The sequence below is a fragment of the Streptomyces inhibens genome (assembly GCF_003389455.1).
Classification (GTDB): Bacteria; Actinomycetota; Actinomycetes; order Streptomycetales; family Streptomycetaceae; genus Streptomyces; species Streptomyces inhibens.
Window position 1 is genome coordinate 15,625 of sequence record NZ_QUAC01000226.1, and the last position, 26,314, is coordinate 41,938.

The following is a 26,314-nucleotide window of genomic DNA, read 5'->3' on the forward strand; positions in this document are numbered from 1 at the left end:
GTGACGTCCCTCCTGCGCCCGCGCACCCCTTGAGAGCAGTCACCTTCCGGAGGTCTGATACCGATGCGCTCACCGTCGTCCGTGCCGAGCGAGGAGCCCGACGCCGAGGCGGCGTCCGTCCATGCGCTGAAGGAGAACGCCTGGCGGGAAGTGGCGGCGATCGATGCGGCGTTGGAGGCCGGGGAGATCGACGAGACCGGCTGGCACACGGCGATCGCCGGGCTCGTACGGCCGGCGTATCTGGCGGCGGGTACGCCGTGGGGGCAGTCGGGCATGACGCGTGGCGAGGCGGACTGGGTGTCCGCGCGGCGCTTTGTGCTGGCGGCCGTGGAGCGGAACGGGACGTTCCTGGACTGCGGCTGCGCGAACGGCTATTTGATGGAGTGTCTGGAGCGGTGGGCCGCGGCGGACGGGCTGCGCCTGGAGCTCTACGGGCTGGACATCATCGGTGAGTTGGTGGCGCTGGCGCGGCGGCGGCTGCCGCACTGCGCCGGGCGCATCTGGGAGGGCAACGCCCTGACATGGGTGCCGCCGCGGCGGTTCGATGTCGTACGGGTGGGTCTGGAGTACGTTCCCGAGCGGCGCCGTCCGGACCTGGTGCGGCATCTGCTCAGCACAGCGGTGGCGCCGGGCGGGCGGCTGGTGATCGGCCCGTACACGGAGGAGACCGGCGCTCCGGCGACCGAGCGGGCGCTGGTGCGGTGGGGTTTCGCGGTGAGCGGGCGGGCCGAGGTCGTGCATCGGGATCCGCGGGTCGTACGGCGGATCGTGTGGCTGGACGGGGCGGAACAAAGCGTCTCTGTGCTCCAGCCGTAGGCGGGGTACAGCTCCTGGAGGCCGTTGTCCGAATGGGCTCGAACTCGGGGCAAAGTCCGTGGTGGTGAGCCCGTGTCTTCTTCATCGGCTTTCGGTCGCCGTGGCGCCGTCGCCCCCGGCCTCTCCAGCGCGAGGAACGCACCGGAGAAGAGAAGAAACGAATTTTCCCCGCTCCGGCCGGGCCTGGATTTTGGCCATTCCTTGGCGATGAGGTTTCCCGATCGTGGTCTTGACGGCCGCATACGCATTACTCAACGCTGACCTGTGCGCCGGGCATAACCGAGCGTTGCCCGTTACGTGTTACCCCCGTCCTGCCCCAGTTGGCCGGAGGCTCGCCGGACGGAAAGCGGCGAGCGAAAAGCGAAAGAAATGCGAGAGAAAAAAGAAAAATGGTCGTGAAGGATCAGGCACTGTTCCCGTCCGCGAGATGCGGCTTGTTGCGTGCACCTCTTCATCCCGCGTCATGTGCGGCGGAAACCCGCGTCGGCCTTACGGAAGACGGGCCCGAGGAAGGGCAGTTACGGCAGTTACGGATTGCGGAGCCGCGGCGCCGTACACGCCACCAGGACCGACGCAGGAGGAAGCGATGACCGCTCCGGCAGCCGCCAAGGACACCGCGCGGGAGAGCGCCGGGCGGATCGTGGCCGACCTGGCCGAACGGCTCGCCGACCCCGGGAGCGTGGTGCGGGCCGCCACCGCCCCGGGCAACCTGGACTGCTGTCCGGGCAGACCGGCGCCACAGCCCCCTTGGCACGGTCTCGCCCTCTCGGAGGGCCACCCCGGAGTGGCGCTGCTCTTCGCCGAGCTCTCCCGCACGGCCCCCGCGCACCGCACCGCCATACACGCCCATCTGACCGCCGCCGCCCGGGAACTGCCGGCGCCCAGCGGCGGCTGCCTCTTCGAGGGCGCACCGGCGCTGGCCTTCGCGGCACGTACCGCCCGGCACGATCCGGACGACTACGCCGAGCTGCTCGACCACCTCGACGAGCTGGTCGGCGCGCAGCTACGGGCGTTGCTCGCCGAGGAGAGCGCCCGTCTCGACGCGGGGCGGGCCGGTGTGCGACTGGGCGCGTACGACACCCTCGCCGGCGCCGCCGGACTCGCCCGCCATCTGCTCCTGGACCCCGCCCGCCACCCTCAGCTCCTGCGCGACACCCTCTCCTACTTCGTACGGCTCACCCGCCCGGTCAGGGCCCATGGGTGCACCGTCCCCGGCTGGTGGGTGCCCACCCAGCCGGCCGTCGACCCCGACGCCCGCTTCACCCGCGGGCATTTCAACCTCGGTCTGGCACACGGTATTTGCGGTCCGCTGGTGCTGCTCGCCCGCGGCTGGGAGGAGGGCATCCGCGTCCCCGGCCACGAAGAGGCCATGGCGCGGATCGCCGACCATCTCCTGGCGTTCCGGCGGTACGACGGCCTGTGGCCGGGCGCGATCGGCTTCGACGACTTCCTCTCCGGCGACCGTGCGCCCGCCGTGGACGACAACATGGTCGCGTGGTGCTACGGCACGCCGGGGGTGGCGCGGGCGCTGTATCTCGCGGGGCGCGCGCTCGACCGCGCCGACTGGCGGCGTACGGCCGTGCAGGCGCTGGGTGATGCGCTGGGGCTGCGGCCGCCCGGAGCCACCGACAGCTCGCTGTGCCACGGCTGGGCCGGTCTGCTGCACATCACCTGGCGGATGGCCGACGACAGCGGCGACCGGCGCCTGGCGGAGCTGGTGCCCCGGCTGGCCGCACCGGTCCTCGACGCGTACGACGCCGCTCTCCCCTTCGGCTTCCACTACGAGCGGCCGGGCCTGCCGCCGGACCGGTCCCTGGCAGCGCACCGCGCCGGGTTCCTGGAGGGTGCGGCCGGGATCGGGCTCGCCCTGCACACGTACGCCACGGGCCGGGCGCCGTCCGGGGACTGGGACGCGGCCCTGCTGCTCAGCTGAGGTCGGTCGTCCTTCTCCTTCTGCTGCATCTGCTGCGCTTTTCACGGACGGACCGCCCGGAAGCGGAAGTTGTCGTGGGTGAGCGTGATGTCGGGGTCGCGGAAGCCGGCCGCGCGCAGCCGGTCGGGGAGGGTTTCGGGGGGCACCGGAACGTAGGTGTCGCGCAGATGGATGAGGCGGAAGCCGCGGCCGGCGCGGCCGTCGCAGCCCGCGAAGACACCGCCGGGGCGCAGCACCCGGCACGCCTCCGCGAAGAGTTGGTCCTGCTGCCGCGGCGACGGCACATGGTGCAGCATCGTGAAGCAGACGACGGCGTCGAAGCCGCCGTCCGGCAGCGGCATCGCGCTGCCGTCGCCGTGCACGACGTCGATCCGGCCGCCGTACTCCGTGCGCAGCCGCCCGGCCGCGTCCTCGTCGACCTCCAGGACGCTCAGCCGGCCGCCGACCCGGCGCTCCAGCACGCGCGTCGTGGCACCGTATCCGGGCCCGATCTCCAAGGTGTCGGCGTCGAGTTGGACGCCTTCCAGGGCCCATGGCAGCAGGTCCTTCTCCACCGCGCGGGCCCACATCCGGGAGTTGCACAACCACTGGTGATAACGGTTCATGGAGGTCATGGGCCGAGCGTAGGAAGCGGCCGCGGTGACCACCACGCGACAGGGGGACATGTTGTATCGCAGGACGGACAACGATGCCGCTGGCCTTCCGGGCGGGAAGGACGGGCCGGGTGGGAAGGACGGGCCGGAAGGGCAGGTGGCACCGCCGGGGCCGCCCGCCGAAGCGGCCGTTGTGGTGGGGAGCTTCGCGATGGGCGGCGGGCAGTGGTTCCCGGGCCATCAGCACGATCACCATCAACTGGCCTGGGCGAGGCGGGGAGTTCTGGCCGTACGGGCGACCGGCAACACCTGGNGGCGAGGCGGGGAGTTCTGGCCGTACGGGCGACCGGCAACACCTGGGTGCTGCCGCCGTCGATGGCGCTGTGGATCCCGGCCGGCACCCGGCATGCCACCGGGGCGGCGGGCCCGGCGCTCTTCCGGAGCCTGTACTACCTGCCGGCGCGCTGCCCGGTCGGCTGGACCACGCCCACCGTCGTCGGCGTCTCACCGCTGCTGCGCGAGCTGATCTCGTATCTGGCGGACGACACCCTGGCCGCGGCCGCCCGCGAACGGGCCGAGGCCGTGGTCCTCGATCAGCTGCGCCCGGTGTCGGTCGCCACGGTGCAGGCCCCGATGCCCCGCGACCCGCGGGCCCGCCGGGTCGCGGAGGCGCTGCGCGCCGATCCGGCGGACGGGCGGACGCTGGCGGAGTGGGGCGCGCGGGTGGGCGCGAGCGGCCGGACGCTGGCCCGTGCGTTCGTCACGGACACCGGTATGCCGTACGGGCAGTGGCGCACCCGGGTCCGGCTCCAGGCGGCCATGCCGCTGCTGGCCGCCGGCGGGACGGTCGCGGCGGTGGCGGCACGGGTGGGCTATGCCTCGCCGAGCGCGTTCGTCGCGGCGTTCCGGCGGGCGGTGGGGGTGCCACCGGGGGCGTACTTCGCGCCGCTGGAGGCTTGAGTGCAGGCTCAGGGCCTGTCCGATGGGGCATTGCCGGGCCCGCCCCTGACCCGTCGGACAGGCCCTAGCCGTCTCCCAGCTGTGCCCGGTCCGCCGCCGCTCTGCCCTGGTGCCAGCCGTCCGCGTCGCGTACGCCGCGCAGACGGACCGGGGCGGTGTCCGGGAAGAGGGCGGTGGTGGTTTCCTCGACGGCGAGTTCGCGGGCGGCGAGGACCGGGAGGAGGTCGGGGGCCGCGTCGGCGGACTCGGCGGTGGCGGTGGCCGTGGCGGCTTCGGTGGCCGCGGCCAGCCGGTCGCGGATGCGGTCCGCGTAGCCGACCAGGAAGGTCTGGCGGAAGTCCCGGGTACGGCGGGAGCGTCCACGGGCGATGGGGGTACCTCCCTGCTCCTTAAGAGCTCGGGGGAAAGCGTCGCCCGCGCGGTTCATCGCGGCGGTCGCCTGGAGCAGCAGCGAGGTGTAGAGCATCTCGGCCGCCTCCAGGTCGGGCGCGAAGCCGACGAGGGTGGAGAAGCCGACATCGGCGGCCCAGACGGCCTGGCAGCGGTTGGCGGCCGCGACGGCGTCGAGGAGCAGCGCCTTGGCCTGTTCGTACGGTCCCTCGATGCCGATGCGGACCGCCGAGGGGCCGCCGGCCTGCCCGCCCGGGGAGCCGTCCGCGCGGTCGAGGAGCGCCTCGTCGATGCTGTGCCGGGCCATCAGCTCTTGAGCCTTGGCGGACAGCGCCTCGGCCTCCTCGGCGTAGTCGGTCGCCTCGGCCTTGGCGAGCAGTCCGCGGATCTTGCCGAGGGCGCGCGATGCGGCCGCGCTGCCGGCCGCGGTCCTCGTCGGGCCGGCCTGCGGCGGTGTCGGCAGCGGGGCGATACGGGGCAGCCGGGCGAGGGAACGCAGCGCCTTCAGCACGTCGTACGCGATCTCGAAACGGGAGGCGCGGCGGCGCTTGGCCAGTGCGTCGAGATAGCCGCGGTCGGATCCCCACCAGACCTCGGCGCCGAGCCGGTGCAGTTGCTCGGCCCAGCGGGTGTCGTGCGCGGACCGGGCCCCCGACGGGCGGGCCGCCTCGGCGGCGATGGCATCGACGACCAGCGCCACCAGCGTCGCGTCGGCCGCCTCGCGCCGTACGATCCGCTCCAGGTCGGCGGGGTGCCAGCCGCCCGCCCAGCACTGCCGTACGCCCGCCACGGCGGCCGCGACCACCGCCGCGCTCACCGCCTCCCAGCCGGCCTCGGCCGCGGCCAGCATCGAGGCGCCCGCCTCGATGGCGTCCTCGGCCGGCTCGCCGTCCGGCGCGTAACGGACGCTGCCGAGCACCTCTGCCACCAGCTCGTCGGCCGCCGACGGCTGCGGCCCGCCACGCCCTTTTCTTCCGCGCTCACTCACCCGGTCACTGTACGGAGGGCTCGGCGGCCGCCGCGCCCCGGAGGGCTCGGCGGTGGCGCACCTGGCCTGTGGCCGCCTGGGGGCTGCCCGGCTTCAGAGCCGCAGCTGATAGACGCCCACGCCGCTCTCCGCGCGGTAGCCGAGCGCCGTGTTGACCGCCCGCATCGGTGTGTTCTCGTCCGCGACGGTCGTCATGATCTCCCGTACGCCCGGCTGTTGTGCGCGCAGATACTCCAGCATCCGCAGCTTGACCGCCCGGCCCAGGCCGCGGCCGCGGTGCCGGGGGACGACGACGGTGTCGTACTGCACGGCCCGCACGGCCTTGGGTGTGGGCAGTACGAGCTCGGTGTAGCCGGCCACCGCGCCGTCCGCTTCCGCGATGACCGCCACGGTCAGCAGCACTCCGCCGCGGTCGAGGACGACCTGGGCCGCGGCGCGTACTCGTTCGACGTCCCACGGGTCGTGCTGTTCGTCCAGATCGCCGGTCGGCGCGTCCTCCATGGCGTCATGGGCACCGGCATGCGCGGCGGCATGCTCGTCGGGGACGATGCCGCTCCAGGTGGCGAAGCGATAGCCGTCGGGGAGCGGGACGTCCCCGGGCCCGCCAGGGGCCACCGGCGCGGTGACGTCCTGCACATACGCCACCAGCGGCAGCGCGCACTCCGCGCCGTGGGCCAGGGCGAACTTCTCGCCAGCGCCGCCCTGTTCGACCAGGGCGCTCACCGACGTACGGCCCTCGGCGGCGAGGACCGTGCGCACCTCGGCCCACAGCGCGCGGCCCACCCCGCGACCGCGCTGGTCGGGGTGGACCGTGAGGGTGTCGAGGAAGGCGTTGCCGGCGTTCTCCTCGGTGTCGAAGAGGCGGAGCAGGGCGACTCCCGCGTAGCCGGTGGCACCGCCGGGGGCCGGCAGCGTGAACGGGACGGCTCGGCTGTGCAGGGAGGGTATCCGCAGCCGGCCGGCCTCGGCAGCCCGTTCGGGGGCGGGGCTGCTCGGCCGGTCGTGGGCGTGAGCGGCGGCCACCACGGCGAGCCAGGCGTCGATGTCGATTTCCATGTGGCGCACCGTACGCAGCGACGACGCCCGGCGCGCCGTATTTTCACGGCACCACCGGGCGTCGGTCACTGCGTGTCACGAACAGTCACATCACATCGAGTCATGTGGTGTCGACAGCGCTGTCACACCGTGACGTCACTTCAGCGCGCTGCCCGCCACCCACTGCGACCAGTCCATGTTCCAGCCGTTCAGGCCGTTGTCCGGCTTGATGGTCTGGTCCGGGGAGTTCACCTCGACGACATCGCCGATCTGCGAGTTGTCGAAGAACCAGGCGGCTTCGGTCATGGGGTTCTTGGCTCCCTTGACATCCTCCAGGCCGATGCAGCCGTGGCTGGTGTTGGTCTTGCCGAAGACGCCCTTGCCCCAGTAGTTGCCGTGGATGAAGGTGCCGGAGTCCGACAGGCGCTGGGCGTGCGGGACATCGGGGATGTCGTACTCGCCCTTGCCGTCCTTCTTCTTGAAGCCGACGGTCGAGCCGTCCATCCGGGTCTGCTGGAACCGCTCGGAGATGACCATCTTGCCGTTGTAGGTGGGGTGCTCGTCGCTGCCGGCCGAGATCGGGATGCTCCTGAGGAGCTGACCGTCACGCACCACGAACATCAGGTGTGCGTTGGTGTCAACGGCGCTGATCTGCGAGTGACCGATGTGGAAGCTGACGGTCTTGTTCTGGATGCCCTTGACGCCCGGCGACGCCTCGACGCCGTCAAGGCCGAGCTCCATCGTGACGTCGGAGTTCGGCTTCCAGTACTCCTGGGGGCGGAAGTCCAGCCGCTTGTCGTTGAACCAGTGGCCGACGACCCTCTGGTTGCTGCTGGAGGCGACCTTGATCGCGGACTCGACGTCCGCCTTGTTCTTGACCGGCTTGTCGAAGTTGATCGACACCGGCATACCGACACCGACGGTCGAGCCGTCCTCCGGCGTGAAGTTCCCGACGAAGCTGTTCGCCGAGGAGACGGTGGTGAAGGTGGCATTCTCCACCGCCGTGCGTCCCTGGGAGTCCACCGCATGTGCGGTGACCTTGTACTTCGTCGCGCGGCTGAGTGCCTGGTTCGGCTGCCAGGAGGCGCCGTCGGCGGACAGTGCGCCCTCGACCGTCTGCTTGGACTCGACGGAGGTCATCGTGACGTCGGTGAGCTGTCCGCCACTGACCGTGACCGCGGCATCACTGTTGATGCCCACGCCGGTGGCGCCGTCCTTCGGCGAGATAGTGATCTTGGCGTCGGAGGCGTCCTTCGCGGCCGCCTCGTCCACCTGCTGAGTGTTCTCGTGCCGGGGGCCGTCAGCACCACTACTGCCCCGGTCAGCCGCATTGCTGCCGCCACACGCCGCAAGCGTGAGTACGCCCCCAAGCAGCGCGGCGCTGGCTATGAGGCCCTTGCGGCGCTTGCTGTCCGTCATCACGTGTGCATCTCCATTACTACCGATTGCGCATAAATCCCCGAGCGAGCTGCCAACTGAACGCAGGCATGAGTGGACGCAGGCATTCCGGCCGACGCCATATGAACGCCTTTTCCGTTTCGCCCGTTCCATGCATCCCAACAGTGTGGGGAGGACCACCGGCCAATCTCTACAAATTGTGTGGAAAGCCACTTATCCATTTGCCGGCGCGAACGAGGCGCCGGTCGAGGCGCTGATCGAGGCGCCGACCAGGCCGTCGCGGGCCGCTCACGTAGTCGACCCCCGCACGGCCGGAAGCCGTACGGGGGTCGTGATCAGCAGGTGGGTCGGGGTGCCGGACGGCGCTACCCGGCCGTGTCGTCCGCCAGGTCCCATTCCGCCGCGTCCCACTCGGCGTCCGGGTCGTAGTCGGTCAGCTCCTCGCTGCTCCAGGAGGCCTGCGCCAGCTCGGTGCCCGGCACGGTGTTGACGAGGTCGAACGGATCGATCAGCTGGGCCAGCGCCTCCGCGGGGTCCTCCTTGACCGTCTCCTGGGACTGCCGGCGCTCCTCGTCGGGCAGCGAGGGATCGCCCTCGATGTGGTCGAGGGCGGCGCCGGTCAGCTGCCCGGTGTCCGTGATCTCCATGACCAGTTCCACATGAAGCCGCACAAAACGTGATGTCTCACCATTGCTCATAGCACGGAGGTTAGGCATGGACGGGTCCTGACTTCCCCGCGACCCGCGGCGGTCACTAACATCTGAGGTCAACGGCCAATTCGCCGAACCCACAAGGGGGATCGCTTCCGTGTCCGCACGACGACCACTGCTGACCGCCGCAGCCGCGGGATCGGTGCTGCTCGCCCTGTGGTTCGTACCGTCCGCCAACGCGATCGTGGGGGATGACGGAGCGACAAATTCCGGTCTGCGGACGGCTTCCGCACCGGCCGAATCGGGCCTGGCCGGCCGGGCGCACAGCGGGGCACAGGACACCGGCACCCGGTCCACGACGACCACCTCGCGCGGCAGCGGCCCGGACACCGGCGCCGCCGCCACACCGCAGCACTTCCTCGCCGACACCGGCAGCCCCGACACCACGCCGTACGTGGTCGGCGGCGCCGCCTGTCTCGCGCTCGGCGCCGGCCTGGTCGGCTACTCCGTCCGCCGCACCCGCGACGAGACGGCCTAGGGCCTGTCCGATGGGTCAGGGTCGGACAGGCCCCAAGGCTCACCCGGGGCACCCGGCACCAGCCGTCCGGGCGCCCCGCCGTCCTGTTACGCCAGCTTTCCGGTGACCGACTCCACCGCCGTCACCAGCTTCCCGGCCCGTACGAACGCATACGCGCCCTCCAGGTCCGGCGCCAGGAAGCGGTCCCCGCCCGGCCCCTCGATGCCCGCGCCGCGCACCGCGTCCAGCACCGCGCGGGTGGCGGGGGCCGGCGTCAGACCCTCGCGCATCTCGATGGCACGGGTCGACGCATAGAGCTCGACGGCGACGATCCGGGTCAGGTTGTCGATCGCGGTCCGCAGCTTGCGCGCCGCCGACCAGCCCATCGAGACATGGTCCTCCTGCATGGCGGAGGACGGGATGGAGTCCACCGACGCGGGCGCGGCCAGTCGCTTGAGCTCGCTGACCAGCGCGGCCTGCGTGTACTGGGCGATCATCAGGCCGGAGTCGACGCCCGGGTCGCCGGCCAGGAAGGCGGGCAGCCCGTGCGAGCGGTTCTTGTCCAGCAGCCGGTCCGTACGGCGCTCCGCGATCGAGCCGAGGTCGGCCGCGGCGATGGCGAGGAAGTCCAGGACATAGGCGACCGGCGCACCGTGGAAGTTGCCGTTGGACTCGACCCGGCCGTCGGGGAGGACGACGGGGTTGTCGACGGCGGCGGCCAGCTCGCGGTCGGCGACCAGGCGGGCGTGGTCGAGGGTGTCCCGGCCGGCGCCGGCGACCTGCGGGGCGCAGCGGATGGAGTAGGCGTCCTGGACGCGCGGGGCGTCGTCCTGGTGGTGGCCGGTGAAACCCGAACCGGCCAGCACCTTGGCCATGTTGGCGGCCGAGGCGGCCTGCCCGGGGTGCGGGCGGATGGCGTGCAGCTCGGGCGCGAGGACCTTGTCGGTGCCGAGCAGCGCCTCCAGGGAGAGGGCCGCGGTGATGTCCGCCGAGGTGAACAGCCGGGCGAGGTCGGCGCAGGCCATCACGAGCATGCCGAGCATGCCGTCGGTGCCGTTGAGGAGGGCCAGACCCTCCTTCTCGCGCAGCTCGACGGGGGCGATGCCGTGCGCGGCCAGCAGCTCGCCGGCCGGCCGTACGACGCCGTCGGGGCCCTCCGCGTCGCCCTCGCCCATCAGCGTCAGCGCACAGTGCGAGAGCGGCGCGAGGTCGCCGGAGCAGCCGAGCGAGCCGTATTCGTGCACGACGGGCGTGATGCCGGCGTTGAGTATGGCGGCCATCGTCTCGACGACGAGCGGGCGGACGCCGGTGTGCCCGGAGGCGAGCGTCTTCAGCCGCAGGAACATCAGGGCGCGGACGACCTCGCGCTCGACCCGCGGGCCCATACCGGCCGCGTGCGAGCGCACGATGTTGCGCTGGAGCTGGACCCGCAGCTCAGGGCTGATGTGCCGTACGGCGAGGGCGCCGAAGCCGGTGGAGACGCCGTATACGGGGTCGGGCTTGGCGGCGAGCTCGTCGATGAAGGCGCGGGAGGCGGCGACGGCCGCGAGGGCCTCCTCGGACAGCTCGATCCGGGCGGCGCCGCGGGCTACCGCGATGACGTCCTGTGCGGTCGTGCCGGACGTCCCCAGCACCACAGTGTGCATATCCATATTCAGGCACCCTAGAGACTGAATCGCCGGATGTCACCACCGGATTTCGGGATCACCCCTTACCCGGAGTACACGCAGGGGACCGGGGGTGTGCAAACGACCCCGGTGTGTGCGGCACGAGCTGGCTCCTCACCTCCGGAAGCGTCGGCGCTCCGGCCCCGACCGCCGGTCCGGGGCGTCCGCGAGCCGTACGACCGGGTCGTCCCTGCCGCCGTGCCGCCCGGCGACCACCGGCTCGCCCGACCGCGCCGCCTTGGCCTTGTACTGCGCGGCGTCCGCGAGCCGGAAGAGCCGGCGGGCGCTGTGCACCGGTCCGATCGGGTCGCCGGTCGAGGCGACACCCACGGCGACACCCTCACCGAGGTCCAACTCCCCGGCCCGCTCGCACAGTTCACCGGCCACCTTGACCACCTCGTCGGCCGGCGGGCCCACCGCGAGCAGACAGAATTCGTCGCCGCCGAGCCGGGCCGCGAGCGTGCCGGGCAGCATCGCGCCGCACAGGGACAGCACCGAGCCGAATCGTTCCAGCAGACGGTCGCCGACCGCATGGCCGCGCGAGTCGTTCACCAGCTTCAGCCCGTTGAGATCGCACACCACCAGACTGACCACCGCCTCGTCCGTGCGGTGCAGCTCCAGCGCCTCGTCCAGCCGCATATCGACGGCCCGGCGGTTGGCGAGGCCGGTCAGCGCGTCGGTGAAAGCCAGCCGGCGGGCCTCCGCCAGACGCTCGGTCTGGGCGATACCGGCGGCCGTCACGGCGGCGAGCACGCTCGCGAAGTCGGCGTCCGCCCGCCCGAACACCGGCTCGCCGGTGCGCCGGGCGACATAGAGCTCGCCCCACGCCCGGCCGTGCAGCACGATCGGCGCGACCACACAGCAGCCACGGCCGCGGCGGCGCAGCGCGGCCACCCGCTGCTGGTTCCCGGAGCCGCTCCGCCTCGCCCCGGCCCGGCCCTGCGGCGACTCCCCGGGCGCCGGGCCGCCCTCCGCGGTCTCCACCCAGGCGCTGGGCTCACCCCCGCCGGCCCACTGCTCGTGCAGAAAGCCGACGATCTCCGGGAATTCGTGTACGGGGTAGCTCTCGTCTTCCGGGAACTCCTCCTCACCCTCGGCGAGTTCGCCGATATTGACCAGCACCCGCAGCTTGCCCAGTTCGCGCTCCCATTTCGAGATCGCCGCGAAAGAGCCGCCCAGGGCCTGGCGCACGCCCTGTGCCGCGGCGTGCGCCGATTCTCGCGGCGTATGCGCGGCCGCCATCGCCTGCGCCAGCTCCACCACGGCCCGCAGCCTCGCATCGCCCTCGCCCGTCACCGGATCCTCGCATTCCGTCACCGTGAGCACGCTCTGTACTACAGCGTAGGAATGTTTAACCCCTTTCGCCCCTTTCCGTACGTGATTGACACCCGGGCGTGATGCGCTTCATCCCTGGTGGAGGGCGAACCGGGCCACTTTGGGGGCACGTTGACGGGGGCGGATGGGCACCCTTACAGAGAGTCACCGACGCTCGCCGTCCGGCACCGTCTCACTCGCCGGGCCACTCCGGGTCCCGCTTCTCGTTGAAGGCCGCCACACCCTCCGCGCGGTCCCCGGAGAAGGCCACACTCCGCCACGCGCCGTCCTCCAGGTCCAGGCCGGTCCGCAGGTCCAGGCCGTGCCCCAGCCGCATCGCGCGCTTGGCCGCGCGCAGACCCACCGGCGAGTTACGGGCGATCCTGGCCGCCAGCTCCAGCGCCTCGGCGCGGTCTCGCCCGTCCGCCACCACCTGGTCGACCAGACCCAGCTCCGCGGCCTCGGCCGCCGGCACCCGGCGCGCGGTGAACACCAGCTCGGCCGCCCGGGCCGCGCCCACCCGGCGCGGCAGCAGCTGAGTGCCCCCGCCGCCCGGGATGACGCCCACCGACACCTCCGGCAGGCCGACCACCGCCGTACCGTCCGCGACGATCAGATCGCAGGCCAGGGCCAGCTCGAAGCCTCCGCCGAGCGCAAAGCCGTGCACCGCGGCGATGGTGGGCATCGGCAGTTCCAGTACGCCGGTGTAGGCGGCGCGGGTATGCGGGCGCTGGCGCATCAGATCCGCGTCCGTGAAGGAATTGCGCTCCTTGAGGTCGGCGCCCACGCAGAACGCCCGCTCATGGGTGGAGCTGAGGACCACCGCCCGTACGGAGCGGTCCGCGGACAGTTCGGCGCAGGCCTGCGCCAGGCTGTCGGCCATGGCCGTCGAGACGGCGTTCATGGCCTTGGGGCGGTCCATGACCAGTTCCGCCACGAAGCCGTGGCGCTCGACGGCGACCCAGCCGTCGGCTCCGAACCGTTGCCGTTCCATGCGGCCCTCCCTGTTAACGGACGTTGACCTGAAGTGGGGATCATGTCAGGTGGAGCGTCCGCGGGACAGGACGGGGAGGGAAGGCGACGGGCTTGGTCAGCTGCGGCGGCTCAGCAGCCACGGCTCCACGACGCCCAGGCCACGCACCGGCCGCTGCCACATCGGCTGGAGGGCGAAGCGGTAGGACGGCGGCGCCTCGCCCGTGCCCTCCTCGGCCGCCTTCTCCGCGGCCGCGGCGTCCGCCTCGGAGACGGGTGCGTCGCCGATCCGGCCCAGCTCCTCCGCGAACGCCTCGTCCACCAGCACGGTGTCCTTCGGCGCTATCGAGGTGAGGCGGCTGGCGAGGTTGACCGTCGTACCGAAGACATCGCCCATCCGGGTCGTGACCGTGCCGAAGGCGATGCCGACCCGCAGCTCGGGCATCGTCTCGTCGTTGGTCATCGTCTCGATCAGGCGCAGCCCGATCTCGGCGGCGACGCCCGCGTCGTCGGCCGAGAAGAGGACCTCGTCGCCGAGGGTCTTGATGAGCCGGCCGCCGTGCGCGGCCACGAGGTCGGAGCAGGTGGTCTCGAACGCCTCCACCAGCTCGCCCAGTTCTTCCTCCTCCAGGCGGCGGGTCAGGCGGGTGAAGCCCACCAGGTCCGCGAAGCCGACGGCCAGCCGCCGGTCGACCATCTCGGCGTCGTCCTGGGCCCGTACGACCCGGCCGGTGGCGGCGGCGAGCTGCCGCCGCCAGACGTAGACGAGGAACTCCTCCAGCTCGGGGAGGAGCAGCTCGACCAGCGGATAGGTGATCTCCGTACGTGTCAGGCCGGAGTCCTGAGGTTCGGTGAGGCCCTCCAGGAAGGAGTCGATCTGCCAGTCGGCGAGGCGGGCGGTGGTCTGGCCCGTGGAGCGCGCGACCTGTACGGCCATGGCCTCGCTCAGCAGGCCGGCCTCGACGAGACCGGCGAGCCGGCGCAGGGCCAGCACATCGGCCTCGGTGAGCGCCTTGACCTGGCCGATGTCGGCGAAGCCCATGGCCCGCCAGAAGCGGGCCGCGAGATCCATCGAGACGCCGGCGCTGCGGGCCGCCTGGAACGGCGTGTAGCGGCGGTCGGCGCCGAGGATGAGTTGTTCGAGGCGGATGGCGATGGTGTTCTCGTCGCCCTCGTCGGCGGCCCCTGAGGGGTCGCCTACGGGGTAGTCGGCGGCTCCCGAGGGGTCGCCTACGGGGACGTCGCTCACGGCATCGTCCTCGGTGTCCATGTCGCGCGGGGCGGCGCCCGAGTCGTCGGCGGTCACCGGCCGCTCCCTGTCCGATCCCTGCGCACTGCCCTTCCGATCACTGCTCGCCGGTGGTCCGCTCCCTGGCGGACCGCCTCAACGATACGGCAGGTGTGCTCTGGCTCACTCTCACATGCCGGCCCTGACCACGGAAGAGGCGGGTACACGCCCGTGCGTCGGTGGTGCCGTACCGGGTCAGCCGTCCGCCGGGCGCAGGTGGACGATGTCGCCCGCCGCCACGGGCTGCTGTACGCCGTCGTCCGTGGCCAGGACCAGGCGGCCGTCGCCGTCGATGGCCACGGCCTCGCCGAGGATCTCGGTGTCGCCGGGGAGTTCGGCGCGTACGGAGCGGCCCAGGGTGGCGCAGCCGGCCACGTAGGCCTCCTGGAGGCGGCTGGCGACGGGGTCGCCGTCGGCGGTCTGCCACTCGCCGTACCAGTGTTCCAGTGAACGGAGTACGGCGCGCAGCAGCGGGTCGCGGTCGGTGGTGCGGGCGCCGGCCAGGGTGAGGGAGCCGGCGGTGGGCACGGGGAGTTCCGCGGCGGTGAGGGTGACATTGAGGCCGATGCCGATGACCACGCCCTGGCCGGCTCGTTCGGCGAGGATGCCGCCGATTTTGCGTTCCGCGCCGATGGGGGTCCCCCCTGGACCGGGCTCGCCGGAGTCCTCGGGGGAATTTGCCAGGAGGTCGTTGGGCCACTTGAGTGCGGTGTCGATGCCGGCCGTGCGGGAGAGCGCGGTGGCGGTGGCGACGCCGGCGAGCAGGGGGAGCCAGCCCCAGCGTTCCAGGGGGACGCGGGGGGTGAGGTAGACGGAGAAGAAGAGACCGGAGCGGGGCGGGGCCGACCAGGTGCGGTCGAGGCGGCCGCGGCCGGCGGACTGTTCCTCGGCCACCAGGACGGCGCCCTCCGCCTCGCCCTTGGCCGCGCGGGCCGCCAGGTCGGTGTTGGTGGAGCCGGTGGCGGGGACGACGTCAAGGGATGTCCAGAGGGCGCCGGGGCGTACCAGGGCGCGGCGCAGCGCGGTGGCGTTGAGCGGGGGACGGCCCAGATCGCTCCAGCGGCCGGTTTCTTTGTCCCGGTTTTCCGGTGGTTGAGGGGTCATGGCACCAGCCTAGGTGTGGTCAACGACGCAGTGCCGCTGAGCAGTCCCGCCGATACGCTACGAGTCGGTAGCCAAACCCGTACCACCCTCAGTACGAGCACCAGTCCAGGACGAGCAGGAGCCGCATCCCGATGTCCGAGCCGGAAGCAAACATCCACACCACCGCGGGCAAATTGGCGGATCTGCAGCGACGGGTCGAAGAAGCCACGCATGCCGGTTCCGCCCGCGCCGTGGAAAAGCAGCACGCGAAGGGGAAGTTGACGGCGCGTGAGCGCATCGATCTGCTGCTGGACGAGGGCTCGTTCGTCGAGCTGGACGAGTTCGCGCGGCATCGGTCGACCAACTTCGGGATCGAGAAGAACCGTCCCTACGGAGATGGTGTCGTCACCGGTTACGGCACCGTCGACGGGCGGCCGGTCTGCGTCTATTCGCAGGACTTCACGATCTTCGGCGGATCGCTGGGCGAGGTCTACGGCGAGAAGATCGTCAAGGTGATGGACTTCGCGCTGAAGAACGGGTGTCCGGTCGTCGGGATCAACGACGGCGGTGGCGCCCGGATTCAGGAGGGCGTCGTCGCCCTGGGGCTGTTCGCGGAGATTTTCCGGCGCAATGTGCATGCGTCGGGTGTGGTGCCGCAGATTTCGCTGATCGTCGGGCCGTGTGCGGGTGGCGCGGTGTACTCGCCCGCGATCACCGACTTCACGGTCATGGTCGACCAGACCTCGCACATGTTCATCACCGGTCCTGACGTCATCAAGACCGTGACCGGTGAGGATGTCGGGTTCGAGGAGCTGGGCGGCGCCCGTACGCACAACACCACCTCGGGTGTGGCGCACCACATGGCGGGGGACGAGAAGGACGCCATCGAGTACGTCAAGGGTCTGCTGTCGTACCTGCCGTCCAACAACCTCTCCGAGCCGCCGGCCTTCCCGGAGGAGGCGGATCTGGAGACCTCGGACACCGACCGTGAGCTCGATGTCCTGATCCCCGACTCGGCGAACCAGCCGTACGACATGCATGTCGCGATCGAGCATGTCCTGGACGACAATGAATTCCTGGAGACCCAGGCGCTGTTCGCGCCGAACATCCTGACCGGCTTCGGGCGGGTCGAGGGCCATTCGGTGGGCATCGTCGCCAATCAGCCGATGCAGTTCGCCGGCTGCCTGGACATCAATGCCAGCGAGAAGGCCGCGCGCTTCGTGCGGACCTGCGATGCGTACAACATCCCGGTGCTGACGTTCGTGGACGTGCCGGGGTTCCTGCCGGGGACGGACCAGGAGTACGACGGGATCATCCGGCGCGGCGCCAAGCTGATCTATGCGTATGCGGAGGCGACGGTCCCGCTGATCACGGTCATCACGCGTAAGGCGTTCGGTGGCGCGTATGACGTCATGGGCTCCAAGCACCTGGGTGCCGATCTCAACCTGGCCTGGCCGACCGCGCAGATCGCCGTCATGGGCGCGCAGGGTGCGGTCAACATCCTCCACCGCCGCACGCTGGCCGCGATCGAGGACCCGGCCGCGCAGGACGAGCGGCGCCAGGAGCTGATCCAGGAGTACGAGGACACCCTGCTCAACCCGTATGTCGCGGCGGAGCGCGGCTATGTCGACGCGGTGATCATGCCGTCCGAGACGCGCCGGCACATCGTCCGCGGGCTGCGCACGCTGCGTAACAAGCGCGAGGCGCTGCCGCCGAAGAAGCACGGCAACATCCCGCTCTGACCGGCAGAACCACCGACCGTCGAAGGAGGCCCGGTCTCGATGATCAAGGTCGTGCGAGGTAATCCCACCCCTGAGGAGTTGGCCGCCGCACTGGCGGTGGTCCAGGCCCGCGCGGCAGCGGCCGCCGCTGTCGCGCCCGGTGGTGCCGACCGTCGGAGTGAATGGTCGGACCCGGCGTCCACGGTTGTGGCGCGGGCCCGTATGCCACACCCGGGCCCGCGTGCCTGGCGGACGAGTTACTGGCCGCGTTGACCGGCTGAAATCGAACGGTGACCCATGGGTCAGGTCGGTGCATGGTGCACTGACTAGTCCTTTGCGCCGCGGCGCCTGAGTACGCGTACTCAGGCGCCGCGCGCATATCGGGCACAGGATCGATACATGCTGTGGTCAGATCCGCCCGATGAACCGCCCGAGGAGCTGCGCGATGTGCAGGTCAAGCTCCGCCGGATGGGCATCGTGCTGGCCGTGGCGGCGGTGGTGCTGATGGTCCTGCTCTCCGGAAGGTGACTGTTCCCGTCCGCGGGGAGGCAACGCTCACAGTTTCCGCCCGCAACCATTGACGCCGAAATCTCCTCTTTCCCTCTCGACAGCGCAATTCGGGCGTCCGCCGCCGGGGCGCCGGCCGACGGGAGTGGGAGAGCGATGAACAGGCCGCTGAGGCATATAGCCGTCTTCTGCGGGGTGCTGGTGCTGGCCCTGCTGGCCCGCGCGACCTGGGTCCAGTTCGTCCAGGGCGACGAGCTCGCCAACGACCCGAACAACCGCCGCGTCAAGATCGAGGCGTTCTCCTACCCGCGCGGCAACATCATCGTCGGCGGCAAGCCGATCACCGGCTCCGTGGCGACCTCCGGCGACTTCAAGTACAAGCGGACGTACAAGGACGGTCCGATGTACGCGCCGATCACCGGCTTCGCCTCGCAGGCCCAGGGCACGACCTTCCTGGAGGGCATCTACAACAAGGTGCTCAGCGGCAAGGACGACCGGCTCGCCCTCAAGCGCGCCAAGGACATCCTGACCGGCGAGAAGCCGCGCGGCGGCGATGTCCTCACCACCATCGACCCCAAGGCGCAGAAGGCCGCGTACAAGGGGCTGACCGACCTCAACGCCAAGGGCGCGGTGGTCGCCCTGGACCCGCGCGACGGCAGGGTCCTCGCGCTGGCCTCCACCCCCTCCTACGACCCGTCGGTCTTCGCCGGGATCTCCAACGCCGAGGGCAGGAAGTTCAAGGCGCTGGACGCCGACAAGAGCAAGCCGCTCAGCAACCGGGCGCTGCGTGAGACCTTCGCGCCCGGCTCCACCTTCAAGATCCTCACCGCGGCGGCCGCCCTGGAGCACGGCGTGGTCAGCGACATCAACGCCTCGTCGGGCGCCCCCGCCCCGTACCAACTGCCGCTCAGCACGACGAAGATCGGCAACGATGTCGCCGGCGCGCCCTGCGACAAGGCCTCCCTCAAGACCGGCATGCAGTGGTCCTGCAACAACGTCTTCCTCGACACCGCGCTGAAGGTCGGCAAGGACAAGATGCGCGAGACCGCGCAGAAGTTCGGCTTCAACTCCGACGTCTACGACAAGGACCTCGGGGACCTGCTGGCGACCAAGAGCCTCTACCCCGACAAGCTCGACAAGCCGCAGACCGCGCTGACCGGCATGGGCCAGGGCAGCCTGACCAGCACGCCGATGCAGATGGCGATGGTGGCCGCGGCGATGGCCAATGACGGCAAGCTGATGATGCCGCACATCGTCGACGAGGTGCGCGGCTCCGATCTGTCGACGATCGAGAAGATCGAGCCCAAGATGATGTCCCAGGCCGTCTCCGCCGACACCGCGAAGAAGGTGCAGGAGATGATGGAGTACACCGTCTCGGACGGCACCGCCGACAAGGCCAAGATCGACGGCGTGACGGTCGGCGGCAAGACCGGCACCGCCCAGCACGGCGCGAACGTCAACGACGAGCGTCCCTACGCCTGGTTCGTCTCCTACGCCAAGCAGAGCGACGGCAGCTCCCCGGTGGCGGTCGCCGTCTTCGTCGACCCCAAGGACATGGACATCCCCCGGGCGGAGATCGCCGGTGGCAAGCTGGGCGGACCGATCGCGAAGTCGGTCATGGAAGCGGTGCTGAACAAGTAGTCCGACCGTCCGGCCGGACCCGGTCCCCGAGGGCTCCGTACGATGGCGGGCATGACCGAAGAGTCCCGCCCCCGCCGTCTCGTCCTCGCCTCCCAGTCCCCCGCCCGCCTGGCCCTGCTGCGCCAGGCCGGGCTGGCGCCGGAGGTCATCGTCAGCGGCGTCGACGAGGACGCACTGACCGCCGCCACCCCCGGTGAGCTGGCCCGCATCCTGGCCGAGGCGAAGGCCGACGCCGTCGCCGCCCGCCCGGAGGCCGCGGGCGCGCTGGTCGTCGGCTGTGACTCGGTGCTGGAGCTGGACGGCCGGGCGCTCGGCAAGCCCGCCGACGCGGAGGACGCCACCGCCCGCTGGAAGTCCATGCGGGGCCGCTCCGGCATCCTGCAGACCGGCCACTGCGTCATCGACACCGCGGCCGGCCGCCGGGTGTCCGCCACCGCCTCGACCACGGTCCGCTTCGGCGAGCCCACCGACGACGAGATCGCCGCCTACGTCGAGAGCGGCGAGCCCCTCTTCGTCGCCGGCGCCTTCACCCTCGACGGCCGCTCCGCCCCCTTCATCGACGGCATCGACGGCGACCCCGGCAATGTCATCGGCCTCTCCCTGCCGCTGCTCCGCCGCCTGCTCGCCGACCTGGATGTGGCGATCACCGATCTGTGGACCTGAGGTCCTCATAGGCTGCCCGCATGGCAACCGTCATCGAACTGATCAGCTACCCCGTCAAGGGGTGCGCAGGCGTCCCGACCGCCGAGGCGGAGCTCACGCCGGCCGGCCTGGCGCATGACCGCAGCTTCATGGTGGTCGGGACGGAAGGCGTCTTCCGCAGCCAGCGGAAGGACCCGCGGCTGGCGACGGTACGCCCCGAGGTGAGCGCCGACGGATCCCAACTCACCCTCTCCGCAGCGGGAGTCGATTCACTGCGCATCGACGTCGACCTCGGCGGCGCGGCGGGGGCAGCCAGGTCGGACATCGAGATGTTCGGAATGCCGTACCGGGCGGTCGATCAAGGGGATGCGGCGGCCGACTGGCTCTCCGAGGTGCTCGGCGCGCCCAGCCGGCTCGTCCGCGTACCGCCGGAGCACGACCGGGTGACCGACGGCCTCACCCCCGGCACCTCCGGCTTCGCCGACAGCAGCCCCGTACACGTCCTCTCCCGGGCCTCCCTCGACGACCTCAACGCGCGCATCGCCGCCGCAGGCCGCGCCCCCGTCCCGATGAGCCGCTTCCGGCCCAATATCGTCGTGGACGGGTGGGACGCGCCGCAGACCGAGGACCGGGCGCGGCGGATCACGGTCGGCGGCGGTGAGTTGGGGTTCGCCAAGCTCGCCATCCGCTGCGCCGTCACCCTCGTCGACCAGCCGACGGGCACAAAGGCCGGGCCCGAGCCGCTGCGCACCCTCGCCTCGTACCGGCGGGTGCCCGAGGGCGGGGTGGCGTTCGGCTCGAAGTTCTCCGTGCTGGCGACCGGAAAGGTGGCGGTGGGCGACGCATTCAACGTCACGGCGTGGGGAACCGATTGATCCGATACGGCCCGATCAGCCGGATCAGACCGATCAGCCCTGCCTCATGAGGAGTGCACACATGCCCAAGATCCTGATCATCGCCGGCGACGCCACCGAAGATCTGGAGTTCTTCTACCCCTACCAGCGGCTGCTGGAGGAGGGCTACGAGGTCCGGATCGCGGCTCCGTCACGCAAGAAGCTGCAGTTCGTCGTGCACGACTTCGTCGACAACTTCGACACCTACATCGAACGGGCGGGCCACTCCTGGCCGTCCGACCTCGCCCTGTCCGAGGTCGACCCGGCCGAGTACGCCGCGCTGGTACTCCCGGGCGGCCGGGCACCCGAGTACCTCCGCAACGACGCCGACTACCGGCGCGTGGTCACCCACTTCTTCGACGCCGACAAGCCCGTCGCCCACATCTGCCACGCGGCCATCACCCTCGCCCCCCTCGGCGTCCTCAAGGGCCGCCGCACCGCCTCCTACCCGGCCTGCGCACCGGACGTGGAAATGGGCGGCGGCACGTTCGTCGACGGCTCGGCGGTCGTCGACGGCAAGGTCGTCTCCGCCCGCGCCTGGAACGACCACCCGGACTGGATGCGCGCCTTCATGCGTGTGCTGCGGGAGGAGGCACCCGTCCAGGGCTGAGCGGCCCCGGTGGCCCGCCGCAGTCTGCCGCACGGGCACCGGCCCGTCGGCCGGACTGCGGCCGTCGGCCCTCTCCTCGGCACACCCGGCCCCGGATCACCGGGCCCCGGCACACCAGGCGCTCAGGGCACCGGCAGCGCGTAGAGCGATGTGTCGTTGAGGATGAACACCCGGTTGCCGTCCGCCACCAGCCACGAACGCTCGGACTTGGGGAGCTGATACGTCAGGACGGTGACGCCGGTCGTCAGATCCGCCGCGAACACCCGGTACCAGGGGTCGCCCTCGATGGACCAGAGGGCGCGCCCGTGGATGAACACCGGGAGGCCGTAGGCGCTCGTCCCGTTCCCGCCCTGGATTTGGCTGCCGTCGCTGGTCTTCCTGATGCTGGGCCACTCGCCGTGCGCGGCGCAGACGGTGTCGTCGTCGAAGACCGTCGCCGGGCTCCAGTCCTCGTGCTTGTCCCACGCGTCCTGCTCCTCGATCGACCACAGCTTCTTGCCGTCGCTGATCCGGCGGGCGGTGAGCGTTTTGCCGTTGAGGTAGACGGTGGTGCCGTGGACGGCCGGGCGGATCATGCCGGTTCCTTGGCCCCGCAGTTCCCACACCTGGTGGCCGTCGGCCGTGTCGACGGCGAGCACGTTGCCGTCGCTGGTGGAGAGGATCAGACGGCCGTGAGCGACGGCACCCGGAGGTTTGATCTTGGTGCGGTAGTTGGCGGCGATCTTCGCCGTCCAGCGGATCTTGGCGTCGGAGCGGCGGACGGCGCGGAGTTGGTGGTCCTTCGTCAGGACGTAGACCGCCTCGTCGTCGGCGGCCAGGAGGACGCTCGCATCGGCGTCGGCGGTCCAGCGGGGCTCGCCCGTCGAGGCGACGAAGGTGCGGATCGTGCCCTTGGTGTCGGCGGCGGCGATCAGCCGGTCCGAGAGGGAGAGATAGCGGCTGGGCGCGCTGACGTCGCGTACGGCCCAACGGCGTTTGCCGTCCACGACGTTGTGGGCCGCGATCCCGCCGCCGGCCGCGCCGAAGACGATGACGTCGCGTACGGGCAGCGGCGCCGGGGTGTCGTCGGCGAGCACCTCGACCGGGCCCCACAGCGCCTTCGGCGACCCGCCGACGATGTAGTCACCGTCGTCCGCGGACAGCACATGCGCCTCGGGGGTCTTGACGGCCGGCGGGAAGGCGAAGAGGTCGACCTTCTTCTTGGCCGGCGTGGTGTGGCCGGGCGGCCAGAGCGCGACGGCCGCGCCGCCGCCCGCCGCGAGGACCACCCCGCCCGCGGCCAGGCCGGTGAGGAGCCGGCGCCGGCTCACCGCGTTCGGGGAGCCGGACGCCTCGGGCAGGATCAGCGTGGTCAGCTCATGGATCCGGCTCTCCCGCTCCTTGATCGCGCCGGCCACCTTGCCGCGCCGCCAGGCCCGTTCGGCTCCCTTGGGCGGCGCGAAGGCCGCGGCGATCTGGGCCGGGGTGGGCCGGGCGGCCGGGTCCTTGGCGAGGCAGGGGGCGATGAGCGGCCGCAGCTGTTCCGGGACGCCGTCCAGGTCGGCCTCGTCGTGGACGACCTTGTACTGGAGGGCGGCGATATGGGTGGCGTCGAAGGCCCGCCGACCGCTGGCCACGTAGACCAGGACCGCGCCGAGGGAGAAGACGTCGGCGGGGGCCGCGACACGGCGGCCCAGGACCTGTTCGGGGGCGCCGTAGCCGGGGGTGACCGGGATCTGTCCTGTCGTGGTGAGGGTGTGACCGTGCTCCGGGCGGGCGATACCGAAGTCGATGACGCGCGGGCCGTCCGACGTCAGGACGATGTTCGGGGGCTTGAGGTCGCGATGGATCAGGCCTGCGGCGTGAATGTCCGCCAGAGTGCGGGCGATCGACGCGGCGATGGCGCGTACGGCCGGTTCGTCGAACGGGCCGTACGCCTCGACGGCTTCGTCGAGGGTCGGTCCGGTCAGGAACTCGGTGGCGATCCACGGGCGGCCGCCCTCGGTCTGCGCGCCGAGGACACACGCCACGCCCTTGCTGGTCACGGCCTGTGCCGCCTGCGCCTCACGGACGAAGCGCTGCACGAGGTTCGCCTCGTGGGTGAGCTCGGGCCGGAGCACCTTGACCGCGGCGACGGTCCCGGCGCCGTCCTGTCCGACGTAGACCTTGCCCATACCGCCTTCGCCGAGCACACCGAGCAGGCGGTAGGGGCCGAGGCGCAGGGGGTCGCCGGTGCCGAGGGGGTTCATGGGTGAGGGTGGCTTTCTGCGGAGGTCGGTGGAGGGCCGGGCATGGGTCTGTCCGTGGGGCTACTGGAGGGGAAATCCGGCGAGGAAGTGCTCCCCCGACGCGATGATCATCTTGCTCTGCTCATACGCGGTGAAGCGGTTGCCGTTGGCCTTGTAGAGGCGGTCGGTGGTGCGCGAGGCGAGACCGATCGCCCGGAGCGCCCCCGCACTCTCGCTGTACGTGTACGCGTACCGGGAGCCGATGACGGGGCGGGACGTGAGGGACGCCTGCGCGCCGTCGTCGCCCTTCTCCGTCCATCGCGGCTTCCCGCTGCCGGCATCGGCCCCCACGAGGCCGAGGCCCTTCTCCACCGCGTACACCACACCGTCCTTCAGGATCGGCGGCCCGTAGCTCTTCCCTGCGGCCGATTCCCACGCCTGCCCGCCGTCGCTCAGCCGCAGCGCCCGCAACCGTCCGGTGCCCAGGTAGAGGTGCTTGCCGTCGGCCGTCAGCGGTTGGCGCGCGGCGGCCGGCTTGATGTCCCACGGCTTGTCCCAGACGACCTTCCCGGTACGGCTGTCACGGGCGACGACCCGGACCTTGCCGTCGTTCATCTCCTGGAGGAGCAACAGCCGGTTGCCGACGGCCTTGGCGGCGAGGAAGTGCCACTGATCGGACTTCTGCGACCGGAACGGCAACTGCTCGGTCCACCGCCGGCTCCCCGTGGTGAGGTCCACGGCGGTCACGGCCCAGGGAATCTGGCGCTGGTACATCTTGACCTTCCCCAGCGAGATCGCCAGGTAGGCGGTGTCCCCGGCGACAGCCAGCAACTGGCTGTCGATGCCTCCGTGGTAGGAGTCCGTCACCTCGGCAAGGTGCTTGCCGGCCTTGCCCGTGGTGAGGTCGACGCGCGAGAGGAACCGCGAGACCGTGCTCGGATAGGCGCTGTTGCCGTCGTAATGCGCGACTTTCACGTTCTGATAGATGTGCTTGCCGTCCGAGGCGATGTGCCAGGTGCCGTCGATGTCGGACGTCCACTTGACCGCGCCCGACGTCGGGTCCATCCGGTACACCTGCGTATTGCCCACCAGAACGGCCAGGTCTCCGATCACGAAGGGGGCATCGGGCGACTCATCGTCATAGACGCCGCCGGACTGGATCTGCCACACCGAGTCCAGCTTTTCCCTCTTCAGCGCGCTGACGCTCGGCCCCGGCGTCGGCTTCTTGTACGGCCCCGTCGGCCCCGTCTCCGGCTCGCTCCGTCCCAGCCACGCCCATACGCCCGCCCCGGCCCCGGCCACGCCGAGTACGGATCCCGCCCCGGCCATCAGCAGCCCCCGGCGGGAGAGACCGCTCGCGGTGGGAACGTCGGCGGACGGCACCGTCGGCGGCTGGTCGGCCGGCGCCGGCAGTCGGTGCGGGACGATCTGCCAGACCTCGCTCGCCCGCCGGCCGATCTCCGCGAGCACCGCGGCCGGCAGATGGTCGGCGAACTCCCCGCTGCCGTCGTGGAGTTGGGAAGACAGCTCGGCGGTGGTCGGGCGCTCCGCGGGGTCCTTGGCCAGGCAGCGGGACAGGATCGGGACGAGGGCGGCGGGGGTGCCGGTGAGGTCGGGTTCGCCGTAGCGGACCCGGTAGAGGAGGTCCGCGGGCCGGCCGTCGCCGAACGGGCCGTGGCCGGTGGCGGCGAAGATCAGGACGCCGGCGAGCGCGAAGACGTCACCGGCCGGGGCGTGTTCCTCTCCGGTGGCCTGTTCCGGCGACATGAACGCGGGGGTGCCGACCGCGGCGCCGGTGTGGGTCAGCCGGACATCGCCGAGGGCGCGGGCGATACCGAAGTCGATGACCTTCGGGCCATGGGCCGTGACCATGATGTTCGACGGTTTGAGGTCACGGTGCACGACATCGGAATGATGCAGTTGACCGAGCGCCCCGCACAGCGCCGCCCCCAGGGCCCGTACGGATGCCTCGGGCAGCGGGCCGGCCAGCTCCACCGCCTCGTCGAGCGGCGGGCCGAGGACGTACTCGGTGGCCATCCAGGGGGTTTCGGCGAGCGGATCGGCGTCGACGACCTGGGCGCCGTAGCGTCCGCCGATGACCCGGGCGGCGTCCGACTCCAGCCGGAAGCGGGTACGGAATGCGGTTTCCGTGGCGATCCGGGCGTGCATCGTCTTGAGCGCCAGGGTCCGGCCGCCCGGGGAGCGGCCCAGGTAGACGGTGCCCATGCCGCCGCTGCCCAGCCGGGCGATCAGGCGGTACGGGCCCAGGCCGGGCGGGTCGTCGTGGGCGAGGGGGGAAGGCATGGCGGGCGTCAGTCCTCGCGTGCGGCGGGCGGAAGCGGGAGGGTGGCGGCCAGCAACTCGGCCGACTGGCGGGCGAGGGCCGCGATGATCCGGCCGGGCAGCCAGCCGGGGCCGAGCGTGGCGGCGGCGCGGCCGGCGGGGTTCCCGGCGGCGTCGAGCACGGTGGCGGGGGACGGCGCGGCGGC

At 71.4% G+C, this 26,314-nt stretch carries 23 protein-coding genes; 11 read left to right on the forward strand and 12 right to left on the reverse strand.

The window, feature by feature from the left end:
- The first annotated feature begins 63 nt into the window (after window positions 1-63).
- Window positions 64-816 (forward strand): class I SAM-dependent methyltransferase, encoded by a 753-nt coding sequence (locus DY245_RS28360; protein ID WP_128510068.1) that lies wholly within the window; start codon window positions 64-66, stop codon window positions 814-816.
- 586 nt (window positions 817-1,402) lie between these two features.
- A complete protein-coding gene (locus DY245_RS28365; RefSeq protein ID WP_181923900.1) occupies window positions 1,403-2,749 on the forward strand; it encodes a lanthionine synthetase C family protein in 1,347 nt (448 codons plus the stop codon).
- Between the two features lie 41 nt (window positions 2,750-2,790).
- On the opposite strand, the gene DY245_RS28370 is transcribed toward DY245_RS28365, so the two are convergent.
- Window positions 2,791-3,363, reverse strand: coding sequence for a class I SAM-dependent methyltransferase (locus DY245_RS28370; RefSeq protein ID WP_220377955.1), 573 nt, complete (start codon window positions 3,361-3,363; stop codon window positions 2,791-2,793).
- A 753-nt stretch (window positions 3,364-4,116) separates the two neighbouring features.
- Between DY245_RS28370 and DY245_RS48420 the strand changes: the two genes are divergently transcribed.
- Entirely contained in the window at window positions 4,117-4,302 is a 186-nt protein-coding gene (locus DY245_RS48420; RefSeq protein WP_425329449.1) for a helix-turn-helix domain-containing protein, read from the forward strand.
- Between the two features lie 64 nt (window positions 4,303-4,366).
- Here DY245_RS48420 and DY245_RS47615 read toward each other — a convergent pair whose 3' ends face one another.
- The 4 genes from DY245_RS47615 to DY245_RS28395 all read right to left on the reverse strand — a co-directional run bounded on the left by DY245_RS47615 (window position 4,367) and on the right by DY245_RS28395 (window position 8,811).
- Complete coding sequence (locus DY245_RS47615) at window positions 4,367-5,611, reverse strand: DUF2786 domain-containing protein (RefSeq protein WP_128510089.1); 1,245 nt, start codon at window positions 5,609-5,611, stop codon at window positions 4,367-4,369.
- A gap of 162 nt (window positions 5,612-5,773) precedes the next feature.
- A complete protein-coding gene (locus DY245_RS28385; RefSeq protein WP_128510070.1) occupies window positions 5,774-6,736 on the reverse strand; it encodes a GNAT family N-acetyltransferase in 963 nt (320 codons plus the stop codon).
- Window positions 6,737-6,871: 135 nt separating this feature from the next.
- Window positions 6,872-8,134, reverse strand: a complete 1,263-nt coding sequence (locus DY245_RS28390; RefSeq protein ID WP_128510071.1) for a L,D-transpeptidase — start codon at window positions 8,132-8,134, stop codon at window positions 6,872-6,874.
- Between the two features lie 344 nt (window positions 8,135-8,478).
- On the reverse strand, window positions 8,479-8,811 hold the full coding sequence (locus DY245_RS28395; protein ID WP_244943310.1) for a hypothetical protein: 333 nt from the start codon (window positions 8,809-8,811) through the stop codon (window positions 8,479-8,481).
- Window positions 8,812-8,920: 109 nt separating this feature from the next.
- Between DY245_RS28395 and DY245_RS28400 the strand changes: the two genes are divergently transcribed.
- Window positions 8,921-9,301 carry a hypothetical protein gene (locus DY245_RS28400; protein WP_128510072.1) on the forward strand — a complete coding sequence of 127 codons (381 nt, stop codon included), beginning with the start codon at window positions 8,921-8,923 and terminating at the stop codon, window positions 9,299-9,301.
- Window positions 9,302-9,387: 86 nt separating this feature from the next.
- Here the strand turns inward: DY245_RS28400 and hutH are convergent, their stop codons facing one another.
- The 5 genes from hutH to DY245_RS28425 all read right to left on the reverse strand — a co-directional run bounded on the left by hutH (window position 9,388) and on the right by DY245_RS28425 (window position 15,625).
- On the reverse strand, window positions 9,388-10,932 hold the full coding sequence (gene hutH, locus DY245_RS28405; RefSeq protein ID WP_128510073.1) for a histidine ammonia-lyase: 1,545 nt from the start codon (window positions 10,930-10,932) through the stop codon (window positions 9,388-9,390).
- 129 nt (window positions 10,933-11,061) lie between these two features.
- Window positions 11,062-12,189, reverse strand: a complete 1,128-nt coding sequence (locus DY245_RS28410) for a GGDEF domain-containing protein (protein ID WP_128510091.1) — start codon at window positions 12,187-12,189, stop codon at window positions 11,062-11,064.
- A gap of 265 nt (window positions 12,190-12,454) precedes the next feature.
- On the reverse strand, window positions 12,455-13,255 hold the full coding sequence (locus DY245_RS28415) for an enoyl-CoA hydratase/isomerase family protein (RefSeq protein ID WP_128510074.1): 801 nt from the start codon (window positions 13,253-13,255) through the stop codon (window positions 12,455-12,457).
- A gap of 96 nt (window positions 13,256-13,351) precedes the next feature.
- Window positions 13,352-14,539: an adenylate/guanylate cyclase domain-containing protein gene (locus DY245_RS28420; RefSeq protein WP_128510075.1), complete on the reverse strand. Its 1,188-nt coding sequence runs from the start codon at window positions 14,537-14,539 to the stop codon at window positions 13,352-13,354.
- A gap of 177 nt (window positions 14,540-14,716) precedes the next feature.
- Entirely contained in the window at window positions 14,717-15,625 is a 909-nt protein-coding gene (locus DY245_RS28425) for a biotin--[acetyl-CoA-carboxylase] ligase (RefSeq protein WP_128510076.1), read from the reverse strand.
- A gap of 131 nt (window positions 15,626-15,756) precedes the next feature.
- Between DY245_RS28425 and DY245_RS28430 the strand changes: the two genes are divergently transcribed.
- The 7 genes from DY245_RS28430 (at window position 15,757) to DY245_RS28455 (ending at window position 21,618) form a co-directional block, all read left to right on the forward strand.
- Window positions 15,757-17,346, forward strand: a complete 1,590-nt coding sequence (locus tag DY245_RS28430) for an acyl-CoA carboxylase subunit beta (protein WP_128510077.1) — start codon at window positions 15,757-15,759, stop codon at window positions 17,344-17,346.
- 39 nt (window positions 17,347-17,385) lie between these two features.
- Window positions 17,386-17,598: an acyl-CoA carboxylase epsilon subunit gene (locus DY245_RS28435; RefSeq protein ID WP_128510078.1), complete on the forward strand. Its 213-nt coding sequence runs from the start codon at window positions 17,386-17,388 to the stop codon at window positions 17,596-17,598.
- Between the two features lie 126 nt (window positions 17,599-17,724).
- Window positions 17,725-17,853, forward strand: a complete 129-nt coding sequence (gene mmpB, locus DY245_RS47620; RefSeq protein ID WP_280525006.1) for a morphogenic membrane protein MmpB — start codon at window positions 17,725-17,727, stop codon at window positions 17,851-17,853.
- Between the two features lie 135 nt (window positions 17,854-17,988).
- Entirely contained in the window at window positions 17,989-19,473 is a 1,485-nt protein-coding gene (locus DY245_RS28440) for a peptidoglycan D,D-transpeptidase FtsI family protein (RefSeq protein WP_128510079.1), read from the forward strand.
- 51 nt (window positions 19,474-19,524) lie between these two features.
- Complete coding sequence (locus DY245_RS28445; protein ID WP_128510080.1) at window positions 19,525-20,136, forward strand: nucleoside triphosphate pyrophosphatase; 612 nt, start codon at window positions 19,525-19,527, stop codon at window positions 20,134-20,136.
- A 20-nt stretch (window positions 20,137-20,156) separates the two neighbouring features.
- On the forward strand, window positions 20,157-20,990 hold the full coding sequence (locus tag DY245_RS28450) for an MOSC domain-containing protein (RefSeq protein ID WP_128510081.1): 834 nt from the start codon (window positions 20,157-20,159) through the stop codon (window positions 20,988-20,990).
- Window positions 20,991-21,051: 61 nt separating this feature from the next.
- Window positions 21,052-21,618: a DJ-1/PfpI family protein gene (locus tag DY245_RS28455; RefSeq protein WP_128510082.1), complete on the forward strand. Its 567-nt coding sequence runs from the start codon at window positions 21,052-21,054 to the stop codon at window positions 21,616-21,618.
- A gap of 122 nt (window positions 21,619-21,740) precedes the next feature.
- Here the strand turns inward: DY245_RS28455 and DY245_RS28460 are convergent, their stop codons facing one another.
- Window positions 21,741-23,846 carry a protein kinase domain-containing protein gene (locus DY245_RS28460; protein WP_128510083.1) on the reverse strand — a complete coding sequence of 702 codons (2,106 nt, stop codon included), beginning with the start codon at window positions 23,844-23,846 and terminating at the stop codon, window positions 21,741-21,743.
- Window positions 23,847-23,906: 60 nt separating this feature from the next.
- Window positions 23,907-26,129 (reverse strand): protein kinase domain-containing protein, encoded by a 2,223-nt coding sequence (locus tag DY245_RS28465; protein WP_128510084.1) that lies wholly within the window; start codon window positions 26,127-26,129, stop codon window positions 23,907-23,909.
- Between the last annotated feature and the right edge of the window lie 185 nt (window positions 26,130-26,314).

Excerpts from the sequence above, each read along its gene's own strand:
- DY245_RS28360 (WP_128510068.1), top strand. The coding sequence starts at position 64 with ATGCGCTCACCGTCGTCCGTGCCGAGCGAGGAGCCCGACGCCGAGGCG.
- DY245_RS28365 (WP_181923900.1), top strand. The coding sequence starts at position 1,403 with ATGACCGCTCCGGCAGCCGCCAAGGACACCGCGCGGGAGAGCGCCGGG.
- DY245_RS28370 (WP_220377955.1), bottom strand. The coding sequence starts at position 3,363 with ATGACCTCCATGAACCGTTATCACCAGTGGTTGTGCAACTCCCGGATG.
- DY245_RS48420 (WP_425329449.1), top strand. The coding sequence starts at position 4,117 with ATGCCGTACGGGCAGTGGCGCACCCGGGTCCGGCTCCAGGCGGCCATG.
- DY245_RS28385 (WP_128510070.1), bottom strand. The coding sequence starts at position 6,736 with ATGGAAATCGACATCGACGCCTGGCTCGCCGTGGTGGCCGCCGCTCAC.
- DY245_RS28390 (WP_128510071.1), bottom strand. The coding sequence starts at position 8,134 with ATGACGGACAGCAAGCGCCGCAAGGGCCTCATAGCCAGCGCCGCGCTG.
- DY245_RS28395 (WP_244943310.1), bottom strand. The coding sequence starts at position 8,811 with ATGAGCAATGGTGAGACATCACGTTTTGTGCGGCTTCATGTGGAACTG.
- hutH (WP_128510073.1), bottom strand. The coding sequence starts at position 10,932 with ATGGATATGCACACTGTGGTGCTGGGGACGTCCGGCACGACCGCACAG.
- DY245_RS28410 (WP_128510091.1), bottom strand. The coding sequence starts at position 12,189 with ATGGCGGCCGCGCATACGCCGCGAGAATCGGCGCACGCCGCGGCACAG.
- DY245_RS28415 (WP_128510074.1), bottom strand. The coding sequence starts at position 13,255 with ATGGAACGGCAACGGTTCGGAGCCGACGGCTGGGTCGCCGTCGAGCGC.
- DY245_RS28425 (WP_128510076.1), bottom strand. The coding sequence starts at position 15,625 with ATGACCCCTCAACCACCGGAAAACCGGGACAAAGAAACCGGCCGCTGG.
- DY245_RS28430 (WP_128510077.1), top strand. The coding sequence starts at position 15,757 with ATGTCCGAGCCGGAAGCAAACATCCACACCACCGCGGGCAAATTGGCG.
- DY245_RS28435 (WP_128510078.1), top strand. The coding sequence starts at position 17,386 with ATGATCAAGGTCGTGCGAGGTAATCCCACCCCTGAGGAGTTGGCCGCC.
- mmpB (WP_280525006.1), top strand. The coding sequence starts at position 17,725 with ATGCTGTGGTCAGATCCGCCCGATGAACCGCCCGAGGAGCTGCGCGAT.
- DY245_RS28440 (WP_128510079.1), top strand. The coding sequence starts at position 17,989 with ATGAACAGGCCGCTGAGGCATATAGCCGTCTTCTGCGGGGTGCTGGTG.
- DY245_RS28445 (WP_128510080.1), top strand. The coding sequence starts at position 19,525 with ATGACCGAAGAGTCCCGCCCCCGCCGTCTCGTCCTCGCCTCCCAGTCC.
- DY245_RS28450 (WP_128510081.1), top strand. The coding sequence starts at position 20,157 with ATGGCAACCGTCATCGAACTGATCAGCTACCCCGTCAAGGGGTGCGCA.
- DY245_RS28455 (WP_128510082.1), top strand. The coding sequence starts at position 21,052 with ATGCCCAAGATCCTGATCATCGCCGGCGACGCCACCGAAGATCTGGAG.
- DY245_RS28460 (WP_128510083.1), bottom strand. The coding sequence starts at position 23,846 with ATGAACCCCCTCGGCACCGGCGACCCCCTGCGCCTCGGCCCCTACCGC.
- DY245_RS28465 (WP_128510084.1), bottom strand. The coding sequence starts at position 26,129 with ATGCCTTCCCCCCTCGCCCACGACGACCCGCCCGGCCTGGGCCCGTAC.